This window comes from Sphingobium sp. WR1 (assembly GCF_059693745.1).
Map to the genome: position 1 here is coordinate 192,267 of NZ_JCATID010000001.1, position 18,893 is coordinate 211,159.

19 protein-coding genes are annotated in these 18,893 nt (G+C 65.3%); 11 read left to right on the plus strand and 8 right to left on the minus strand.

Translation table 11 applies throughout. The features are described 5' to 3' along the window. Window positions 1-120 precede the first annotated feature (120 nt). Window positions 121-1,332, minus strand: a complete 1,212-nt coding sequence (locus AC58EF_RS00990) for an LL-diaminopimelate aminotransferase (RefSeq protein WP_497273784.1) — start codon at window positions 1,330-1,332, stop codon at window positions 121-123. A 143-nt stretch (window positions 1,333-1,475) separates the two neighbouring features. Here AC58EF_RS00990 and AC58EF_RS00995 point away from each other — a divergent pair, with 143 nt between their 5' ends. From AC58EF_RS00995 to AC58EF_RS01015, 5 genes are all read left to right on the plus strand, one after another. Next, window positions 1,476-3,215 (plus strand): PHA/PHB synthase family protein, encoded by a 1,740-nt coding sequence (locus AC58EF_RS00995; protein WP_497273785.1) that lies wholly within the window; start codon window positions 1,476-1,478, stop codon window positions 3,213-3,215. Between the two features lie 140 nt (window positions 3,216-3,355). Then, the gene (locus tag AC58EF_RS01000) at window positions 3,356-4,237 is read left to right on the plus strand and encodes a phasin family protein (protein ID WP_497273786.1); all 882 of its coding nucleotides are present in this window, start codon (window positions 3,356-3,358) and stop codon (window positions 4,235-4,237) included. A gap of 146 nt (window positions 4,238-4,383) precedes the next feature. Then, window positions 4,384-4,761: an ATP-dependent Clp protease adapter ClpS gene (clpS, locus tag AC58EF_RS01005; protein ID WP_497273787.1), complete on the plus strand. Its 378-nt coding sequence runs from the start codon at window positions 4,384-4,386 to the stop codon at window positions 4,759-4,761. Window positions 4,762-4,828: 67 nt separating this feature from the next. Continuing rightward, window positions 4,829-6,613, plus strand: coding sequence for a sensor domain-containing diguanylate cyclase (locus tag AC58EF_RS01010; protein ID WP_497273788.1), 1,785 nt, complete (start codon window positions 4,829-4,831; stop codon window positions 6,611-6,613). Window positions 6,614-6,688: 75 nt separating this feature from the next. After that, window positions 6,689-7,066: a MerC domain-containing protein gene (locus tag AC58EF_RS01015; protein ID WP_497273789.1), complete on the plus strand. Its 378-nt coding sequence runs from the start codon at window positions 6,689-6,691 to the stop codon at window positions 7,064-7,066. 58 nt (window positions 7,067-7,124) lie between these two features. Here AC58EF_RS01015 and glpX read toward each other — a convergent pair whose 3' ends face one another. After that, window positions 7,125-8,108: a class II fructose-bisphosphatase gene (glpX, locus tag AC58EF_RS01020; protein ID WP_497273790.1), complete on the minus strand. Its 984-nt coding sequence runs from the start codon at window positions 8,106-8,108 to the stop codon at window positions 7,125-7,127. A gap of 107 nt (window positions 8,109-8,215) precedes the next feature. Here glpX and AC58EF_RS01025 point away from each other — a divergent pair, with 107 nt between their 5' ends. Further along, the gene (locus AC58EF_RS01025) at window positions 8,216-8,650 is read left to right on the plus strand and encodes a hypothetical protein (RefSeq protein WP_497273791.1); all 435 of its coding nucleotides are present in this window, start codon (window positions 8,216-8,218) and stop codon (window positions 8,648-8,650) included. Window positions 8,651-8,657: 7 nt separating this feature from the next. Here AC58EF_RS01025 and AC58EF_RS01030 read toward each other — a convergent pair whose 3' ends face one another. After that, window positions 8,658-9,962, minus strand: a complete 1,305-nt coding sequence (locus AC58EF_RS01030; protein WP_497273792.1) for a homoserine dehydrogenase — start codon at window positions 9,960-9,962, stop codon at window positions 8,658-8,660. Window positions 9,963-10,042: 80 nt separating this feature from the next. Further along, a complete protein-coding gene (locus AC58EF_RS01035; protein WP_497274170.1) occupies window positions 10,043-10,843 on the minus strand; it encodes a hypothetical protein in 801 nt (266 codons plus the stop codon). A gap of 351 nt (window positions 10,844-11,194) precedes the next feature. Between AC58EF_RS01035 and AC58EF_RS01040 the strand changes: the two genes are divergently transcribed. The 5 genes from AC58EF_RS01040 to AC58EF_RS01060 all read left to right on the plus strand — a co-directional run bounded on the left by AC58EF_RS01040 (window position 11,195) and on the right by AC58EF_RS01060 (window position 14,262). Beyond that, window positions 11,195-11,857, plus strand: a complete 663-nt coding sequence (locus AC58EF_RS01040; protein ID WP_497273793.1) for an energy transducer TonB — start codon at window positions 11,195-11,197, stop codon at window positions 11,855-11,857. 71 nt (window positions 11,858-11,928) lie between these two features. Beyond that, on the plus strand, window positions 11,929-12,684 hold the full coding sequence (locus tag AC58EF_RS01045; RefSeq protein ID WP_497273794.1) for a MotA/TolQ/ExbB proton channel family protein: 756 nt from the start codon (window positions 11,929-11,931) through the stop codon (window positions 12,682-12,684). Window positions 12,685-12,828: 144 nt separating this feature from the next. Then, on the plus strand, window positions 12,829-13,317 hold the full coding sequence (locus tag AC58EF_RS01050; protein ID WP_497273795.1) for an ExbD/TolR family protein: 489 nt from the start codon (window positions 12,829-12,831) through the stop codon (window positions 13,315-13,317). Between the two features lie 24 nt (window positions 13,318-13,341). After that, on the plus strand, window positions 13,342-13,764 hold the full coding sequence (locus tag AC58EF_RS01055) for an ExbD/TolR family protein (protein WP_497273796.1): 423 nt from the start codon (window positions 13,342-13,344) through the stop codon (window positions 13,762-13,764). A 171-nt stretch (window positions 13,765-13,935) separates the two neighbouring features. Further along, window positions 13,936-14,262, plus strand: coding sequence for a PilZ domain-containing protein (locus tag AC58EF_RS01060; RefSeq protein ID WP_497274172.1), 327 nt, complete (start codon window positions 13,936-13,938; stop codon window positions 14,260-14,262). Between the two features lie 22 nt (window positions 14,263-14,284). Here the strand turns inward: AC58EF_RS01060 and AC58EF_RS01065 are convergent, their stop codons facing one another. From AC58EF_RS01065 to AC58EF_RS01080, 4 genes are all read right to left on the minus strand, one after another. After that, window positions 14,285-16,072: an ABC transporter transmembrane domain-containing protein gene (locus tag AC58EF_RS01065; RefSeq protein WP_497273797.1), complete on the minus strand. Its 1,788-nt coding sequence runs from the start codon at window positions 16,070-16,072 to the stop codon at window positions 14,285-14,287. Window positions 16,073-16,149: 77 nt separating this feature from the next. Then, window positions 16,150-16,584 carry an acetyltransferase gene (locus AC58EF_RS01070; RefSeq protein WP_497273798.1) on the minus strand — a complete coding sequence of 145 codons (435 nt, stop codon included), beginning with the start codon at window positions 16,582-16,584 and terminating at the stop codon, window positions 16,150-16,152. A 38-nt stretch (window positions 16,585-16,622) separates the two neighbouring features. Beyond that, on the minus strand, window positions 16,623-17,915 hold the full coding sequence (locus AC58EF_RS01075; protein WP_497273799.1) for a class I SAM-dependent methyltransferase: 1,293 nt from the start codon (window positions 17,913-17,915) through the stop codon (window positions 16,623-16,625). 241 nt (window positions 17,916-18,156) lie between these two features. Next, a complete protein-coding gene (locus AC58EF_RS01080; protein ID WP_497273800.1) occupies window positions 18,157-18,546 on the minus strand; it encodes a hypothetical protein in 390 nt (129 codons plus the stop codon). Window positions 18,547-18,893: the final 347 nt, after the last annotated feature.

The following is an 18,893-nucleotide window of genomic DNA, read 5'->3' on the forward strand; positions in this document are numbered from 1 at the left end:
CCGGCAAAGGGCGCGAGGATCAAGACGACGGCCGCGCGTGGTTTGCCCGCAATAGCAGGAAAATGACGGGCAGCGCCGCGATGCAGCCGCAGCGCCCGCCCGTCCGGTCCGGCCGATAGCTCAGGCCGCGCCCTTGGAGGAGGGGGTGTTGATACCCATGGATTTCAGATATTGCTTGATGTTGCGCGCGGCCTGCCGCAGCCGCTGCTCATTCTCGACCATGGCGATGCGGACGAAACCCTCGCCATCCTCGCCATAGCCGACGCCCGGCGCGACCGCGACCTTGGCGTGGGTCAGCAGCTGCTTGGAAAATTCCAGCGAGCCCATGTCCTTGAGCGCGGGCGGCAGCGGCGCCCAGCAGAACATCGATGCGCGCGCCGCCGGGATGTCCCAGCCCGCCCGGCTGAAGCTTTCGACCAGCACGTCGCGGCGCTTGTGATAGAGTTGCCGGTTCTTCTCGACAATGTCCTGCGGCCCGTTGAGCGCGGCGCAGGCCGCCGCCTGGATCGGGGTGAAGGCGCCATAGTCGAGATAGGATTTCACCCGCGTCATCGCCGCGATCAGCTTCTTGTTGCCAACCGCGAAACCCATGCGCCAGCCCGCCATGGAGTAGGTTTTGGACAGCGAGGTGAATTCGATCGCGACATCCTTGGCGCCCGGCACCTGAAGGATCGAGGGGGTCGGATTGCCGTCATAATAAAGCTCGGAATAGGCGAGGTCGCTCAAAACCCAGACCTTATTTTCCTTCGCCCAGGCGACCAGCCGCTCATAGAAAGCGAGGTCGACCGTCTCCGCCGTCGGGTTGGACGGATAATTGACCACCAGGATCGACGGGCGCGGCACGGTGAAGGCCATGGCGCGGTCGAGCGAACGGAAATAATTCTCGTCGGGGGTGGTCGGCACCGAGCGGATGGTCGCGCCCGCGATGATGAAGCCGAACGTGTGGATCGGATAGCTGGGATTGGGCGCCAGCACCACATCGCCCGGCTCGGTGATCGCGGTGGCGAGGCTGGCCAGGCCTTCCTTCGACCCCATGGTCACGACGACCTCGGTTTCGGGGTCGATCTCGACCCCGAAGCGGCGGGCATAATAATTGGCCTGCGCCTTGCGAAGGCCGGGGATGCCGCGCGACTGGGAATAGCCATGGGCGCTCGGCTTCTTGGCCACCTCGATCAGCTTCTCGATCACATGGTCGGGCGGCGGCAGGTCGGGATTGCCCATGCCCAGGTCGATAATGTCCTCTCCCGCGGCCCGCGCGGCGGCCCGCATCGCGTTCACTTCGGCGATGACATAGGGCGGCAGGCGCTTCATGCGGTAAAATTCTTCGGACATTATTGGGGCTTTCCTGAAAGCTCGCGGTAGGGAATAGTGCGTGACGCGCCTTTCGCGTGTCACAAACTGGCTATAACCGGCCAAAGGACGACGCGCCAGTGAAAGCCGCGCGCGCCGATGATGCCAGGAGGAGGAAGGTGGCCATGCAGAGAAGCGACGTCATGGAGCCGCACCTGCCGACCCTGGAAGAGATGCAGCAATGGACCCAGGTGCTTGGCCGCGCCCAGCAGCTGTTGCTGGAGCAGGCGGCGGGCACCAGCGGCCAGACATTGCCCTTTGACCCCGAGATCGTAGCCCGTATCCAGACCGGCTTTGCCGATGAAGGACTGGCGCTGTGGCAGCGTTTCCTCGATGCGGGCGGCCTGCTACGCGACCAGCCGGGCGTCGTTCCGGCGACCAGTCCCGCCGCGCGCAAGGACCGGCGTTTCGCCGACCCGGCCTGGACCGACCATCCTTTCTACGACCTCATCCGGCAAAGCTATTTGCTGCTGTCCGACTATCTCCTGAAGCTGGCCGATGCGGTCGACGGCGTGGACCAGAAGCAGAAGGCAAAGCTGCGCTTCGCCACGACCGGGCTGCTCGACGCGATCGCGCCCAGCAACTTCCCCTTCACCAACCCGCAGGTGGTGCAGAAGACGATCGAAAGCGGCGGCGAGAATCTGGTCAAGGGCCTCAAGCATATGCTGGCCGACCTGGAGAAGGGGCAGCTAACCCATACCGACGGCACCCAGTTCGAACTGGGGCGCAACATCGCCGCGACGCCGGGCAAGGTGATCCATGAGACGCCGCTCTACCAGCTGATCCATTATGCGCCCTCGACGGAAACGGTGCTGGAAACGCCGCTCATCATCTTCCCGCCCTGGATCAACCGCTTCTACATTCTCGATCTCTCGCCCGAAAAGAGCTTCGTCAAATGGGCGGTGGACCAGGGGATCAGCGTCTTCCTCGTGTCCTGGAAGTCGGCCGACACGTCGATGAAGGATCTGGTCTGGGACGATTATATCCTGAAAGGCCAGGTCGACGCGATCGACACGGTGCGCGACCTGCTGAAGGTGAAGAACGTCCACACGATCGGCTATTGCGTGGCGGGCACGACGCTGGCCGCGACGCTGGCGCTGCTCGCCGCGCGCGGCGAGGCGGATAAGGTGGCGAGCGCGACCTTCTTCACCGCGCAGGTGGATTTCAGCCAGGCCGGCGACCTGACCCTGTTCGTCGACGACGATCAGATGAAGATGGTGGAGCAGCTTTCCTCGTCCGGCTTCCTCGACGGCCGCTATATGGCGGCGACGTTCAACCTGCTGCGCGGGCGTGACCTGATCTGGAACTATGTCGTCAACAATTATCTGCTCGGCATGGACTATCCGCCCTTCGACCTGCTCTATTGGAACGGGGACACCACCAATTTGCCGGCGCGCTGGCACCGGGATTATCTGACCCAGCTTTATCGCGACAATCTGCTGGTGGTGCCCAGCGCGATCAGCGTCGACGGAACGCCGATTGACCTGACCAGGATCGAAACGCCCGCTTATGTCCAGGCGGGCCGGGAAGACCATATCGCACCGCTGGAGAGCGTCTGGAAACTGACCGAGAATCTGTCCGGGCCGGTCCGCTTCCTGCTCGCCGGGTCGGGGCATATCGCCGGGGTGGTCAATCCGCCGGCCGCGATGAAATATCAATATTGGACCTGCGACGCAGCGCAGCCGACGCTGGACGCCTTCCTTGCGGACGCGAAGGAAACCAAGGGCAGCTGGTGGCCCGACTGGCGCGCCTGGATCGAGGGACTCGATTCGCAAACGGCGCCGGTGAAGGGCGCGCGTATGCCCGGCAAGGGCAGACTCAAGGCGATTGAGGATGCCCCCGGGCGCTATGTGAAAAGCCGCTAAGCGGGGATTTTTCGCGCTTTGCGACAGGCTGCGGCAGGATTGCGGCGGATTGCGGATGGCAATTTTGTTGCACTGCACAATAAGCCTTGCATTTGTCCTGCGAACATCATATTGTGCAGTGCAACAAACGGAGGATGGTCATGGCCGAAACCCCGAAGACCCCGAGGAGCACACCGCGTAGTAAGGCCGCTTCGACGACATTGTCGGCGAGCGAAGCGCTGAAGGCGGCCGAAGCGGCGATCGGAGGCGAGCCTGTGAAAAAGAAGCCCGCGCCCAAGCCCGCACCGAAACCGGTGGCGGCGGCCAGTGTGAAGCCGATCGATACCAATCCCCAGGCCGCCAGCGTGAAGCCGATCGACACCAATCCGCAGAGCACGCCCGAGCCGGTCGATGCGCCCGAGCCGGAACCGGTGGCTGAAACGCCCGAGCCGGAACCGGTGGCTGAAACGCCCGCGCCGGAGCCGGTCGTCGAACCGGCGAAGCCCGAACCTAAAGAGAGCCTGACCAAGGCCGAAACCATTGCGACCCAGCCGCTGCCCGCCACAGAAGGAACGAAGATCATGAACGACGTTATCGAATCCGGTAAGAAGATCGCCGAAGAAACCAAGGCCAAGTTCGAGTCCGCCTATGCCGACTTCAACGAGAAGACCAAGGCCCATGTCGAAAAGTCGACCAAGGCCATCGAGGAACTGAGCGACATCGCCAAGGGCAATGTCGAAGCCCTCGTCGAATCCAGCAAGATCGCCGCCAAGGGCATCGAGACGCTGGGCCAGGAAGCGGTCGACTACAGCCGCAAGAGCTTCGAAAAGGCGACGGCGTCGTTCAAGAGCTTCTCGACCGTCAAGACGCCGACCGAATTCTTCCAGCTCCAGAGCCAGCTGCTCTCGACCAGCTTCGACGAGTTCACCAAGGAAGCCGCCAAGAACAGCGAAGCGCTGATGAAGCTGGCCGGCGACGTCGCGCAGCCGCTGACCGCGCGCGTGACCCTGGTCACCGACAAGGTGAAGTCGCTCGCCGCCTGAGGCGGCCCGACCCCCAAGTCATAGCATGGAGGGCGTTTCTTTCCTCGGAAAGGGGCGCCCTTTGCTTTGCAAATGGCCGTGCGCACGGCGAACGGCTGCGTCGCCCCCTTGCCATGGACGGACGAATCGCCATATCCTTGCGCATCATGAACAGTGTCACCACCGCATCGGCGTGGTCCGTGAAGTTGGCGGGCCGCGATCAGGACGATCAGGGCGAGGGGCCGGGCGGCCCCAACGTCGGCATCGCCACCCGCACGCGCACGCGCACCAAGAAGCCGTCGCTCTATAAGGTGTTGATGCTGAATGACGACTATACGCCGATGGAGTTCGTCGTGCATGTCCTGCAAAGCTTTTTCCGCATGGATATGGAGGAAGCGACGCGGGTGATGTTGCATGTCCATCAGCGCGGCGTCGGCGTGTGCGGCATTTTCAGCTATGAGGTCGCCGAGACGAAGGTGAACCAGGTGATGGATTTCGCCCGGCAGAACCAGCATCCGCTGCAATGCACGCTGGAAAAGGCCTGACGCGAACGGGGCGTCCGATCCGGTTCATGAGCAAATATTAAGGTTAGCATAGTATCGCGGTCGAACCATGCCGCGGTTCGCCCTTCGCCATCCTTCGTCTCCGCTCGCGCCGTTGATGACCGGCTGCGTCTATTTCGCGGCAGCGTCGACAGCCTTGCTGACATCGCGCTTCGAGGGCGGGCTGGCCTTCATCTGGGGCGCCAATGCCTTTCTGATGGCGGAATTGCTGACCGCGCGCGCCGCCTATTGGCCCCGTGCGATCCTGGCCTGCGTCGTGGCGAGCGCGCTGGCCACGGCGCTGTTCGGCATGGGGACGTTCGCCGCGCTGCCGATGGCGATCATCAATGTCGGCGAGGCGCTGATCGTCGCCGCCATCTGCCGCCATTTTCTGAGCGACCGGGCCGTGACCGGGTCGGTCCGTCCGCTCGTCGTCTTCATCATCGCCCTTTGCGGCGTGGCCGATGTCGTGACGGGAGTGGCGGCGGCCTCGGTCGCGGCCTTGCTGTCGCCGGTCAGCTTCGCCGCTTCCTGGCTCCAATGGTATACCGGCCATGCCCTGGGCGGCCTGACCTGCACACCGATCCTGCTGATGCTGTTGCAGGGTGAGTTCGGTCGCTGGATGCGCGAAACGCCGCGGTCCATGAAGATCGAGGCGCTCGCCCTGCTGGCACTGTTCACCCTGGTGACGGTGCATATCTTCTACTGGGCGCGGTACCCGATGCTGTTCGCGCCGCTGCTGCCGCTGGTCCTCATCGCCTTCCGCGTCGGCCATATGGGCGCGGCTGCCGCGATCGTCATTCTCGCCGCGGTCGGGGGGCTGGCGACCCTGTCGGGCGTCGGGCCGCTGATGATCATCCCCGTATCGCACGGCGAGCGGGTGCAGGCCTTCCAATTCTACCTGGCGCTCAGCTTTCTGCTGTCCATGCCGGTGGCGGCCGAACTCAACGGCCGGCGGCGGCTGTTCCAGATGTTGCAGCAAAGCGAGTCGCGTTTCCGCGCCATGGCCGAACATAGCGGGGATGTCGTGCTCGACATCAGCGTCGACGGCGTCATCGAATATGCGTCGCCCTCGGCCCTGGAGCAGATCGGCTGCGCGCCCGACCTGCTGGTGGGGCAGGCGGCCGCCAATCTGGTTTCCCCGCAGGATCGCGCCGCCGTCGTCGCCACCCACGAGAAGGCGCTGGCGCAGCCGGGGTCGGTGCACAAGGTGGAATTCCGCCCGCTCCTGTCGATGAGCGATCTCGACTGGTGCGAGATGGTCAGCCGGGCGGTGGTCGACGGGGATGGCCAGCCCAGCGGCGTCGTCGGCATGATCCGCGACATATCCCGCCACAAGGCGCGGCAAAGGGCATTGCAGCAGGTCGCCGCGCGCGATTCGCTGACCGGCGCGGACAGCCGCCGCGCGTTCCTGGAGAAGCTGGATGCCGAAATGGGCCGCGCGGCGACGGGCGCGCGGTCGAGCCTGCTGCTGATCGACATCGACCATTTCAAGGCGGTCAACGACCGGTTCGGCCATAATGCCGGCGACCGGGTGCTTCGCGCCTTTGTCGACAGGCTGCGGCCGGGGCTGCGCGGTGTCGACAGCCTTGGCCGGCTGGGCGGGGAGGAGTTCGCCATCCTGTTCGTCGACACCGATATCGCCGGGGCCAGCATGGCGTGCGAGACGCTGCGGGCGCGATTGGCGCGGCCGATCGAGGTCAATGACGGGGGCGAAGCGATCGCCATCACCTTCAGCGCGGGGCTGGTGCAGCTGGATGGTCGTTCGACCCGGTCGGCGATGCTGGAGGCGGCCGACCGGGCACTCTATCGCGCCAAGCATAGCGGCCGGAACTGTCTGCGTCTGGCCGCGTGACTCTCGCCGCCTGGGCGATAAATTTCACGATGTTATGTTGTAACTTATAGCTGGCTGCCCTATGTAGCGGCAACCATGCCGCAAAGCCTTCGCCATGCCCTTTTCACTGGACGACTCGATCGCATCGCGATCGCATTGTCGGGGCTGTGCGTGGCGCATTGCTTCGTCACGGCCGTGGTGCTTGGCCTGCTCGCATCGGCCGGCGGTATTTTCGAAAGCCCGATTTTCCATGAGGTCGGGCTGGGTCTTGCCATTCTGCTCGGCGCGGTGGCGCTGGGCCATGGCGCGATCGTCCATCGCTTCATGATGCCCGCCGCGATCGGATCGCTGGGGCTGGGCGTCATGGCGGGTGCGCTCACCATGGACCATGGTCCGCAGGAAAGCCTCTACACGCTGATCGGCGTCGGGATATTGGCTCTGGGCCACGACCTCAATCACCGCGCCGGCCGATAGGGATGGAAAAAGGGGAGCCGCGTCAGGCTCCCTTTTTCGTGGAGACGGCTGTGGCGGATCAATTGCCCTTGTGGTCGACCCGATGTTCGCCTTTGACCCAACGCACCGTGCCGGTGCTGGCGCGCATCACCACGCTTTCGGTCGTCAGCTTCCCGCCGGGCAGGCGCTTGACCCCGTCGAGCAGCGACCCGTCGGTCACGCCGGTCGCGGCGAAGATGCAGTCGCCCTTCGCCAGTTCCTTGAGATCATAGACACGATCGAGATCGGTGATGCCCCATTTGCGGGCGCGCGCCTTCTCATCCTCGTTGCGGAACAGGAGCCGCCCCTTGAACTGGCCGCCGACGCAGCGCAACGCAGCGCAGGCCAGCACGCCTTCCGGCGCGCCGCCCGACCCCATATAGATATCGATCGTGGTTTCCGGGTCGCTGGTCGCGATCACGCCGGCCACATCGCCGTCGGGAATGAGCATGATACCGCAGCCGATCGCGCGCAGTTCCGCGATGAGCTTCTCGTGCCGGGGCCGGTCGAGCACGCAGACGATCAATTCATGCGGATCGACGCCCTTGGCGGTGGCGACCGCATCGACATTGTCTTTGACCGATTTGTTGAGGTCGATGACGCCTTCAGGATAGCCGGGGCCGACCGCCAGCTTCTCCATATAGACGTCCGGCGCGTTCAGCAGGCCGCCTTCCTCCGAAATGGCGAGCACCGCGAGCGCGTTGGGTCCGGCCTTGGCGGTGATCGTCGTGCCCTCCAGCGGATCGAGCGCGATGTCGATCTTGGGCCCGGTGCCGATCGCATTACCGACCTTCTCGCCGATATAGAGCATCGGCGCCTCGTCCCGCTCGCCTTCGCCGATGACGACGGTGCCGTCCATGTAGAGATCGTTGAAGGCGAGGCGCATGGCTTCGACGGCGGCGGCGTCGGCGGCCTTTTCATCGCCCCGGCCGATCAGCTTCGATGCGGCGATCGCCGCCGCTTCGGTGACGCGGACCATTTCCAACACCAGGACACGGTCGAGAATCGAGCTTCCCTGCACCATCTTGTTCCTCTTCCTTCTGCTTTGATCGAGCGCGATAGGCGCTGCGTCGGGGCTTGTCGAGCGCCGGCCATGATGTCGCCACCATTGGATGATTTCCTCACCAATCGATGAAGGCGTTGAACCTCCTCCTTGCGTCAATGCTGCTGCTGCCGGGCAGTAGCTGGGCGGCGGAAGATATGGATCCGATGGCGGTCTACCGCGCCAAGACGCAGGTGGTGAAGCCTTGCGACCGTAGTGGCGGCGGCATTGTGGTCTGCGGCAATCGGGCCGAACGCAATGCGAAGGAAAGACTGCCTCTGCCGCGCGAGGCGGCCAAAGGCGGCATTGTGAAAGGAGATGCGCCGCGCGCCTCGGCTGGACCGGTGAAGCAGGGCAGTTGCGGCGTGGTCGGCGGGCAGGGGGCCGGTTGCACGGGCGGCCTCCCGATATTCCAGGCCGCGGGCGCGCTGGCGAAGGCGGTTACGGCGATCATCGATCCCGATGCCGATCTGGCGCCGCCGTCCGCGTTGCCCGACCGCTTCGATGGTGCCGGACAGCACTGACGGACGATCAGTCGAGAATGTGCATCACCATCGGCGTGTCGAGCAGGCTGTCCGATCCGGCCAGCCGCTCCAGCGTGTCGCGCACGGCGCTCTCCTCGCTCGCATGGGTCACGATTGCGACCAGCACGCCATCGTCCTGATGGGCGCCGCGCTGAATCATGCTTTCGATGGATACGCCCGCGTCGCGGGTGGCGGCGGCGATCTCCGCCAGCACGCCGGGCTGGTCCTTGACCTTGAAGCGCAGATAGGCGCGGCCGACGCGCTCGCCGGCGTCGGCGGTCTTCTGCGGCGTCAGCGCGGCGACAGGCATGGCGAAGGCGTCGCCATATTCGTCGCGCGCCACGTCGATGAGGTCGGCGACCACGGCCGAAGCGGTCGGGCCGTCGCCTGCGCCGCGTCCCTGGAAGAAGAGGCGGCCGACGAAATTGCCCTCCGCCACCACGGCATTGAGCGATCCGTCGACATGGGAGAGCGGATGATCGAGCGGCACCAGCATCGGATGGACGCGCTGGAACAGGCCTTCGGGACCATTTTGCGCCATGCCGACCAGGCGGATGCGAAAGCCCAGCGCGGCGGCTTCGGCGATGTCGGCGGCGATGACGTGGCGGATGCCGGTGGTCGCCACGGCATCGAAATCCAGTTCGGTGCCGAAAGCGAGGCTGGCGAGGATGGTCAGCTTGTGCGCGGCGTCCACGCCGTCGATATCGAAGCTCGGATCGGCTTCGGCATAGCCCAGATCCTGCGCTTCCTTCAGCACCTCGTCGAAGCCCCTGCCTTCCTTCTCCATGGTGGTGAGGATGTAATTGCAGGTGCCGTTGAGGATGCCGTAGACACGGGCGATCTCATTGGCGGCGGCGCCTTCGCGCATCCCCTTGATGACCGGAATGCCGCCCGCGACCGCGGCTTCATATTTAAGGGCGATGCCGCCCTTTTCCGCGAGGCGGGCGAGATCGAGGCCGTGATGCGCCAGCATCGCCTTGTTGGCGGTGACGAAGGGCTTGCCGACGGTCAGGCACTGGCGGGCAAGGGTGAGGGCGGGGCCGTCCGCCCCGCCGATCAGTTCGACCACCACATCGACATCGTCGCGCGTGGCGAGCGTCGTCATGTCGTCGACCCATTCATAGGGGGACAGATCGACGCCGCGATCCTTGTTCCGGTCGCGCGCGGAAATGGCGACGATCTGGATCGGGCAGCCGGCCCGCCGCGCGATCAGGTCGCCATTCTTCTCCAGCAACCGGATGACGCCGCCGCCCACCGTGCCAAGACCGACGAGCGCGACGCGCAGCGGGGCATGGCGGTGCAGATTGGTCATGGCGGCTAATTTCCCTTCCGACTTTTCAAGAGCCGCGCTGATAGCCGCCTCTGCGCCCCTGTCCAAAGGAAAAGCGCGAATCAGGTGGCTGTGCCGGTGATCGGGCGGGTGCGGGCGCATGGCCCGAGGGCGTCGATGACGATCCTGTAGTCCGCGCGCGCCGCTTCGGCATCCTGGACCGACAGGGTGCGCACGGACCGAGCGGGCAGGTCCGCGGGAAGGCCGCAGGCGAGCCGATACCAGAGGAGGCTGCCCGGTTCGGGCGGGCGGGCGGCTTCATCGACGATCTCGCCCAGCGCGACCGCCCAGCGCGGCGCCTGGCCGGGACGTCTCAGGATGGAGAGGGAGACCGGGTCGCCATTTTCGGTGCGCAGGAAGATTTGGGTCTCGCCTTCCCCCGCGATCGTGCCGGCGACGTGGAACGCATCGCCCAGGCCGAGAATCGTCGGCGGCGCATCAGGCGCGACCAATGCGGACAGAATCTGCTTCACCCGCTCCGTTTCGGCAGGGGTCGCCGGAATCTGGGCATCGGGCGCGACCAGCTGGATTTCCCCCGGACGCCCGCCCGCGCGCGCAAAGAGAATGACCTGCGCCTTCTTCAGCTTCGGCAGTTTGCCCCGCCGGTCGAGCGGTGCGTCGTACAGATAGGTGACGGTCGGGCTGATTCCCCCTTCGCCGCGAATCAAGCCTGTCACTTCGGCTTCGACATAGACCCGCTGATGCCCCTGCGGAACCGTTCCGGCCTGCTCGGGCCTGATCTTGATGATGTTGCGAATACGCACATTGGCCACGAGTGGCGCGTGGTCGGCCAGGTCCACTATGTCGGCATAGGAGAGGCCGGAAGACGACCCTGACCGCGCTGCCGATGATTGCGTTACCATTTGGTTGCTCTGTGCAAATGCCGGGAAAACCGTGGGATATGCGGCGGAAATGAGGCAGGCGAGGCCCAGGCTGCGGAACAGGGTAGCGGGTTTCTTCAACAGCTTCGTCCTATGGTTTTGGCCCGTGGCAAGGATATCACAGGCAAGTCTTTCCGATAGGAATTGGTACACGCAAATGAGGATATCGATAAAGCGTTTGCGTGCCACGGTGCGCCGCGATAGGAGTTCGCTCGGTAGCAATTGGACGGACAGGGGCCAAAGGTGGCCGGGATAGCTCCCGGACAGCTTGGGTCGTTTTTGGCTGATTTGTATAAACCACTGGTAAGATGAGTTAAGGAGTGTCGTTGCCGAATGGCCTATGCTGACCACTCGCAAGGATCGAGTCGCACGATATCGATCGTCATCGTCGCCCTGATTCACGCTGTTCTCGGCTATGCCTTCGTCACCGGTCTTGGCATGAAATATGTCAAAAAGGCGGCGGAACAGCTGAACGTGATCGACGTGAAGGAGGAACCGCCGCCACCGGACGAGGAGCCGCCGCCGCCGCCGCCAGACCAGCCGGTCGAGCCGCCGCCGGTCGTCGCTCCGCCGCCGATCGTTCAGACCCCGGCTCCGGCCCCGCCGATCCAGACGGTTCGGACGCCGCCGCCGGTGTTCAATCCGGTCCCGGTCGCCGCCCCGCCCCCGCCCCCGCCGGCTCCGCCGCCGCCGCCCCAGGCTGCGACGCGCGCCGCGCCGCGCAGCTCACCGGGCAGCTGGCTCAGCGACGCCGACTATCCGAGCCGCGCGCAGCGCGAAGAGCGTTCGGGTACCGCCGGTTTCCGTCTGGAAATCGGTGCGGATGGGCGCGTGACCAACTGCACCATCACCTCTTCGACCGGTCATTCCGATCTCGACGAGGCGACCTGCCGCCTGCTTCCGCGCCGCGCGCGCTTCAAGCCGGCCAAGGGTTCTGATGGTCAGGATATGCCCGACACCTACAACGGGCGTATCACCTGGCGTCTGCCGGAATAATCCTTTCGGGAAGGCGCGCGCCCGGCGCCGCCTGTCCCTAGCTTGATCTCATTGAGAGGGAAGTCTTGAACATGTTGATGTATCTCGCAGCTGCGGCTCCGAAGCCGGAAAACCCCTATGGTCTGATGGAAGCCCTCCAGCAGGGCGGCACCATTGCCTGGACCGTCTTCATCATCCTTTGCGGTATGTCGGTCGGCACTTTCTACATTCTGTTCACCAAGCTGATCGAGCAGCAGAAGGTGATCAACCAGGGCAAGAAGGTCCGCGCGACCTTCTGGCGCGCCGCTTCGCTGAAGGAAGCGTCGGCCAAGCTCGAAAAGAACTCGGCCTACAAGCAGATCGTCGACGACGGCATCAAGGCTCAGGAAGAGCATGGCAAGCTGAAGGATCCGGTCGAAGCGCATGACTGGCTGCACGGCTCGCTGGCGCGTTCGGAAGCCGCGATCAACTCGTCGCTGAACGGTGGCCTTGCCTTCCTCGCGACCGTCGGTTCGACCTCGCCGTTCATCGGTCTGTTCGGTACCGTTATCGGCATCTACCGCGCTCTGATCAAGATCGGCGCTGCCGGTCAGGCCTCGATCGACGCCGTTGCCGGCCCGGTCGGTGAAGCTCTGATCATGACCGCCCTGGGTCTGGCCGTGGCCGTTCCCGCGGTGCTCGCCTACAACTTCCTGCAGCGCCGCAACAAGTCGATCTCCGAGCAGCTGAACGGCTTCACCGTCGACCTGCTGGCCTATCTGGTTTCGGACGGCGCTGTGAAGCCGGTCGTTGCTGCGGCTCCGGCTGCTTCGGCCGCCAAGCCGGCCGCTGCTCCGACCAAGGCCTGATTGGTCTCAAGACGCCGGCGAAGGGGCCGGGCGGCGGCTGCGACCGCCCGGTTCCCCGCCGACAATGGACCCCGATCAGCCACCGGGCTTTAAAGCTCCAGGGGTTGACGGGGCGCCATCGACACCAAGGTTAGGATAGTATCAATGGCAATGAGTGTTGGCTCCGAGGGCGGTGACGACAAGCCGATGTCCGACATCAACACGACGCCGCTCGTCGACGTCATGCTGGTGTTGCTCATCATCTTTCTCATCGCGGTCCCGGTCGTCGTCCAGACGGTCGATCTGCAGCTTCCCAAGGTGGCGTTCGAGCCGACCACGACGAAGCCCGAAAATGTGTCCCTTTCGGTCACGACGGGTTCCGACGGCAGCTGCGCGGTTTTCTGGGGCATGGCCCCGGTGAATTCGAGCGAACTGCTCGACCGTGCGGTCGCGAAGCTCGAAGCGGACATCAAGAAGGCAGGCGGCGTTGAAAATATGACGCCCGAAGATCTGCCCGAAGTGCATATCCGCGGCGACATCAACACCCCCTATCGGTGCATCGGCGGCACCATCTACACGATGCAGCGCGCCGGCTTCCCGAAGGTGGGCTTCATCTCCGAGCCGGAACCCGGTTCGACCACCCGCCGCCTCTGACCGGCCGAACAAGGAGAATTCGCCATGGCAATGAGTGCCGGCCGCGATGACGGCGAACCGATGGTGGAAATGAACACGACGCCGCTGATTGACGTCATGCTCGTTCTGCTCATCATGTTCATCATCACCATCCCGATCCAGACCCACGCGGTGAAGATCGACCTGCCGCAGAACGCGCCGCCCACGGACAGCGTGATCGACCCGGTCAAGAACAAGGTCGCGATCGACGCCGGTGGCGTCATCACCTGGAACGGCGCGCCGATCGACCTGCTGACCTTGCGTCAGTATCTGCAGCAGTCGCTGCGCCTGCCGGTCGAGCCGGAACTTCAGTTCCAGCCGGCCGCTGCGACCCGCTATGTCGTCGTTGACCAAGTGCTGGCGGAGATCAAGCGTGCGGGCGTGACCAAGCTTGGTTTCGTCGGCAACGAACAATATGGCAGCTTCTAAGGTCTGAATTCCGGCCGGTCCGCATATCAGGACTTCCCCTTTTTTGCGGGGCGGCTGGGAAGATGATCTTCCAATGCTGGGATTTGCAGGGGTCGCCTTTGGCGGCCCCTTTTTTTGGCTTCCGCGCAGTCGCTTAACTCTTTCCTTACCGCAATGTCCGATCATGAAATCATGGGCGCGGAATCGAATCCCGATCAGGATCGCAAACAGCGGGTCGCCGAGCGTCGCCATGTGCAGATCGGCGTCAAGGTACGTCGTCCGGGGGAAACCTGGTTCACGAGCCGCATCGCCGACCTTTCGATCAGCGGCTTTCGTCTCCAGAGCTTCATGAAGCTGACCGTGGGCAGCGAGCTATGGGTGATGCTGCCCGGCTTCGAGGGGCGACGCGCGCGCGTGTTGTGGACACGTGGCCATGAAGCGGGTTGCGCGTTCGAACGGCCGCTGCACCCGGCCATTCTCGATCATATCGTCAAACTGAGCCAGACAGCGTTTCGCTGAATCCCGCCTCCGGCCGCCCGCCTCAGCCGACCGGATTGTCCTGAAATTGCAGGCTCGCCAGGCGGGCATAGAGGCCGCCGGCGGCGACCAAGGTCGCATGGTCGCCCTGCTCCACGATTCGGCCTTCGTCCAGCACCACAATCCGGTCGGCGGCGCGCACCGTCGCCAGCCGATGGGCGATGACGATGGTGGTGCGGCCCCGCATCAGCCGGCCCAGTGCATCCTGCACCAGCCGTTCGGATTCCGCGTCGAGCGCCGATGTGGCTTCATCGAGCAGCAGGATCGGTGCATCGCGCAGCAGCGCGCGCGCGATCGACAGCCTTTGCCGCTGTCCCCCCGACAGGCGCGCGCCGCCTTCGCCCAGATACGTATCCAGCCCTTCCGGCAGGGCACGGAGAAAGGCTTCTGCATTGGCGGCGCGCGCGGCGTCCCAGATGGCGTCGTCGCTTGCATCCCAGCGTCCGTAGCGCAGATTGTCGCGCGCCGACGCGGCGAAGATCACGCTGTCCTGCGGCACCATCGCCATCATGGCGCGCGCCACGGCCGGGTCGGCATCGGGCAGGGGAATGCCGTTCAGCCGCACCGTGCCGCGTTCGGGGTCGTAGAAGCGCAGCGCGAGTTGGATCAGTGTCGACTTGCCCGCGCCCGAAGGGCCGACGACGGCGACCGTCTCGCCGGGCGCGATGTCGAGCGTGATGCCGTTGAGCGCGGCCTGATCCGGACGGGTGGGATAATGGAAATGGACATCGTCGAAGCTCAGCCGCGCACCTTGCGCGGTTGCAGGCAAGGGCGCGGGGCAGGCCGGAGGGAAGATGCCCGGCTCCGCCCGCATCAACTCGTCCAGCCGGCTCGCAGCGCCTGCGCCGCGCAGCAGATCGCCCCAGCTTTCCGACAGCGATCCGAAGGCGCCGGCGACGAGGCCGCCGGTCAGCACGAAGGCGGCGATACTGCCGCCCGACAGGCGACCGGCGGCGACGTCGATCGCGCCGAGCCACATGACCCCGGTGATCGATCCGAACACCAGGGCGAAGGCGAGCGCGGTCATGGCGGCCCGCAGCAGGATGCGCTTGCGGGCGGTGGCGAAGCCTTTCTCCACCGTTGCGTCGAAGCGCGCGGCTTCACGCGATTCCTGGCCAAAGGCCTGGACGATCTTCATCGCGCCCAGCACTTCGGTGGTGAGACTGCCGATATCCGCGAGCCGGTCCTGGCTGGCGCGGGACAGGGAGCGGACCCGCCGGGCAAGGCCCAGCAGCACCAGCAGGATGACCGGGATGCCGAGCAGCAACAGGCCCGCCAGCTTGGGCGCGAGGGTGAAGAGATAGACGAGGCCGCCAATCGCCGTCACAAGATTACGCAGCGCGACCGAGACGGTGGAGCCGACCACCTGCTCGACGATCGCGGTGTCGGCGGTCATGCGCGACGCGATTTCGGAGGGGCGGTTCTCCTCGAAGAAGCGGGGCGCCTGACGCAGCAGATTGGCCTGCGTCGCGCTGCGAATGTCGGCGACAACCCGTTCGCCCAACCAGGAGACGAAGTAGAAGCGCAGCGCGCTCGCCAGCGCGAGCACCACGACGATCATCAGCAGATATTCGAACCAGCGGCTGATGTCCCCACCGCCCATAAAGCCCTTGTCGATGACCAGCCGGAAGCCATTGGGGATGGCGAGCGTCGCGGCGGACGAGACGATCAGCGCCGCGAGCGCCCCCGCGATACGCGCCGGATAGCGGCGGGCGAAATGCCAGAGCATCGCCAGACTGCCAAGGGCGGGGCGCGTGGGCACAGGCGGCGAAGTGGGTGCGACATCCTCCATGCGCGGCGCTTAGAGCATTTTGGCGAGCGGGGAAATCACCGGACGGGCGAATGTCGTGGCCCTCACCCTCACCGCCCTCATGCCGCCGATCGCAGATGGATCAGCGGATAGGGGCGGCCCTGGCCATCCTGCCCGGACCGGCCGGTGCGGACGAAGCCCAGCCGATCGTAGAAGCCGACCGCCTGGCCATTCTGCTCGTTCACGTCAGTCGAGAGGATCGGATGCAGGGACAGGGCATGGTTCACCAATGCGCGTCCGACACCCCGGCTTCTCCAGACGGGATCGATGAACAACGCTTCCATATGCGGACCGTCGAGCAACATGAAACCGATCGCTTGATCCTGTGGGTCCACAGCCAGCCACAGCGGTGCGGCGGGGAGAAAATCGACGACCTCCCGCTCGATCGCCTTACGGTCGTCGGGCAGGAGGAAATCATGTGTCGCGTCGACCGCGCCTCGCCAGATCTGGAGAATGCGCACGCCGTCGTCGGGTCGGGATGGCCGGATAAGCATGGGCCGGTTCGTATCAGATGCGGGCCGCTTCGCAAGCGTCAGGCTTCGGGCGCGATCGTGCCCGCCAGTTCCATGATGCGGCGCGGGGCGGCCTGTCCGGTCAGGGCATAGGCCATGTCGCCCGACTCCCAATAGGCGCTGACATCGCCCGCGCGCTCGGCCAGCAGCGGCTTGCCCTCGGCCGGGGTTTCGGCCCTGTCGGCGAAGAAGGAAAGATGTTCGCCCCGGCCGGTTTCGAGCGACATGGCGATGGCCGGACTGTCGGAAGTCGGGAACAGCTGGACGTCGGTGACGCGCCAGTCGGCGGGCAGGGCGGGCAGGACGATTCCGGTCGTCCGCTCGATCTCCTGCGGGTTGAGCGTTACGCTTTCGACCTGGGAGGCCATGGTCTGACGCAACAGCCCGGCGCGGCGCGATGCCGCGGCTTCATCCAGGAAGCTGCCCGCCTGCGCGGCCTGGGGAAATTCGCCCAGTTCGCCGCGCGCGATCCAGCCCGCCGCGATCAACGCGGCGATGGCGGCGGCGCGGCCCATATGGCGCAGGGTGCGGCCCGCATCATTGTCGTTGGCGACCGGCAGCCTGACGTCGCGGCGGCGGCCGACGAGCGTGCCCTTGGTCCCATCCTTCATCAGGCGGAAGTCGATATGCGGCCAGCGCTGCCGCCAGCGCCGCGCCACCAGCCGCTCGCCGGGGCGGGCGGCGTCGTCGAGCAGCACCACGCCATGGGGGGATAGGCGGGCGAACAGGCTGTCGGCGGCGCCGCGCACCAGCGGATGCACGCTCCAGGGCGGGCCGTCGATGATGATGAGGTCGATCTGGTCGGGCAAATTGTCGATCGCATACCAGCGGCCCGGCCAATCGGCGCTTTCATGGGTCAGAGGTGCATGGCGGATATCGACGTCGAGATGATTGTCGGCCAGCCATTGGCGCGTCGCGTCGACGAAGCCGCCATGCTGGTCGAAACTGTGCAGTCGCCCGCCGCCATGCAGTTGCAGCGCGCGCGCCGCGACGAGCGAGGACGCGCCGGCGCCCAGCTCGACCACATGGGCGGGGCGCAGCCGGGCGATCTCGCGCACGATATGGCGCAGGAAACCGACATCCGCCTTCCAGCTGCCCAGATGCGGCAGGGCGTCATGGGCAAGGCCCAGTTCGTCCAGCAGCGCGCGCTTGTCCGCCTTGCGCCCGCCCGACAGGCTGGCCAGCAGCCAGGGCCAGCCGATCGCGCCGAAGCCGATGCGCCAGGCCATGTCGGACAGGCGGCGCGGAAGATCATCCTCGCCGGCTTGCGCCTCGCTCAGGGGAAGAAAACCGGTCAGTTCGCGGGATGTCACGGAAAACACGTTCCTTCTGAAAAGGCGGCCTTATGCCCGGCGTCCTGTGTCAGGCATATGACGATAGGCCATAGGGTCAATTGCTGACGCAGGGAACGCCGACAACCCGTATAATTTCCGCGACCGTCGGGCGGAACCCGCAAAGGGCAGCTCGGTGAAAATGGGAAGGACCGGGATGGGTGGCGCGGAATTCCGCGCTTCAATGAGCCGCCTCTCGCTCACGTCCGGGCAGCCATTATTGTCAATAGCCCAGCGTCAGGCCGACCGCATAATATTTGGGACCGACATTGGCCTTGGCCCGCAGCTTGGGGATGAGCGGCATGGCCAGCGTCGCATAAGGGCGGGTGTTGTCGCCGCTGAAGCGCACGCCCGCGCCGATCGTGGCGGACAGGGGCAGGGTATAGGCGGCCTCGATCCGGCCATAGAGTTTGGTGTCGCCGTCGCGCAGATAGACGCCGCCGCCCGGCGTCAGGCTGAAGCCGCCGATGCCCATCGCGTAGCCCGCGCCGATCTCCGTCCCCCAATGGCCGTCCGCACGGCCATAGTTGATTTCCGCGCCCAGCCCTTCGGCATGAGCGGCGGCGGGCAGGGTGGACAGCATGATCGCGGCGGGGACGAGAATATTTTTCATGGCATAGGCGGCTAGGAGGACGCCCCGCCCCCGACAAGAGTCGGCGGGACGAGGCGAGTCGGTCCTGCGACAGGTTGGTGTTTTGCCGCGGATCAAGGCGACAGGCCGAAGTTCACACGGTCGCCGGGCATGTTCAGGCCAACGGCCGGGCTGCGTGGCGCGGATCGACGATGGCGCAGCGGTCAGCGCAGATGGTGCATGAAACGGCAAATCCCCGCTATCCTCCGCCCCGGAACGGTGAGCCGGCTCGGGAGGAAGGTGTGGGCGGTTCGCCTTTCGACCCCGTGCAGGCCGCTATATGCAAATACTATGGAGATCGGCGCTTCTCCCTCTCGATACTTAATGGC

What these genes read in the sequence shown, in the direction of transcription:
- AC58EF_RS01045 (WP_497273794.1), top strand. Translation starts at nt 11,929, where the DNA reads ATGTTGATGTATCTCGCAGCTGCGGCTCCGAAGCCGGAAAACCCCTAT.
- AC58EF_RS01070 (WP_497273798.1), bottom strand. Translation starts at nt 16,584, where the DNA reads ATGCTTATCCGGCCATCCCGACCCGACGACGGCGTGCGCATTCTCCAG.
- AC58EF_RS01040 (WP_497273793.1), top strand. Translation starts at nt 11,195, where the DNA reads ATGGCCTATGCTGACCACTCGCAAGGATCGAGTCGCACGATATCGATC.
- AC58EF_RS01080 (WP_497273800.1), bottom strand. Translation starts at nt 18,546, where the DNA reads ATGAAAAATATTCTCGTCCCCGCCGCGATCATGCTGTCCACCCTGCCC.
- AC58EF_RS00990 (WP_497273784.1), bottom strand. Translation starts at nt 1,332, where the DNA reads ATGTCCGAAGAATTTTACCGCATGAAGCGCCTGCCGCCCTATGTCATC.
- AC58EF_RS01060 (WP_497274172.1), top strand. Translation starts at nt 13,936, where the DNA reads ATGGGCGCGGAATCGAATCCCGATCAGGATCGCAAACAGCGGGTCGCC.
- AC58EF_RS01050 (WP_497273795.1), top strand. Translation starts at nt 12,829, where the DNA reads ATGGCAATGAGTGTTGGCTCCGAGGGCGGTGACGACAAGCCGATGTCC.
- AC58EF_RS00995 (WP_497273785.1), top strand. Translation starts at nt 1,476, where the DNA reads ATGCAGAGAAGCGACGTCATGGAGCCGCACCTGCCGACCCTGGAAGAG.
- AC58EF_RS01035 (WP_497274170.1), bottom strand. Translation starts at nt 10,843, where the DNA reads ATGGTAACGCAATCATCGGCAGCGCGGTCAGGGTCGTCTTCCGGCCTC.
- AC58EF_RS01025 (WP_497273791.1), top strand. Translation starts at nt 8,216, where the DNA reads ATGAAGGCGTTGAACCTCCTCCTTGCGTCAATGCTGCTGCTGCCGGGC.
- AC58EF_RS01030 (WP_497273792.1), bottom strand. Translation starts at nt 9,962, where the DNA reads ATGACCAATCTGCACCGCCATGCCCCGCTGCGCGTCGCGCTCGTCGGT.
- AC58EF_RS01055 (WP_497273796.1), top strand. Translation starts at nt 13,342, where the DNA reads ATGGCAATGAGTGCCGGCCGCGATGACGGCGAACCGATGGTGGAAATG.
- AC58EF_RS01010 (WP_497273788.1), top strand. Translation starts at nt 4,829, where the DNA reads ATGCCGCGGTTCGCCCTTCGCCATCCTTCGTCTCCGCTCGCGCCGTTG.
- AC58EF_RS01000 (WP_497273786.1), top strand. Translation starts at nt 3,356, where the DNA reads ATGGCCGAAACCCCGAAGACCCCGAGGAGCACACCGCGTAGTAAGGCC.
- AC58EF_RS01015 (WP_497273789.1), top strand. Translation starts at nt 6,689, where the DNA reads ATGCCGCAAAGCCTTCGCCATGCCCTTTTCACTGGACGACTCGATCGC.
- clpS (WP_497273787.1), top strand. Translation starts at nt 4,384, where the DNA reads ATGAACAGTGTCACCACCGCATCGGCGTGGTCCGTGAAGTTGGCGGGC.
- AC58EF_RS01065 (WP_497273797.1), bottom strand. Translation starts at nt 16,072, where the DNA reads ATGGAGGATGTCGCACCCACTTCGCCGCCTGTGCCCACGCGCCCCGCC.
- glpX (WP_497273790.1), bottom strand. Translation starts at nt 8,108, where the DNA reads ATGGTGCAGGGAAGCTCGATTCTCGACCGTGTCCTGGTGTTGGAAATG.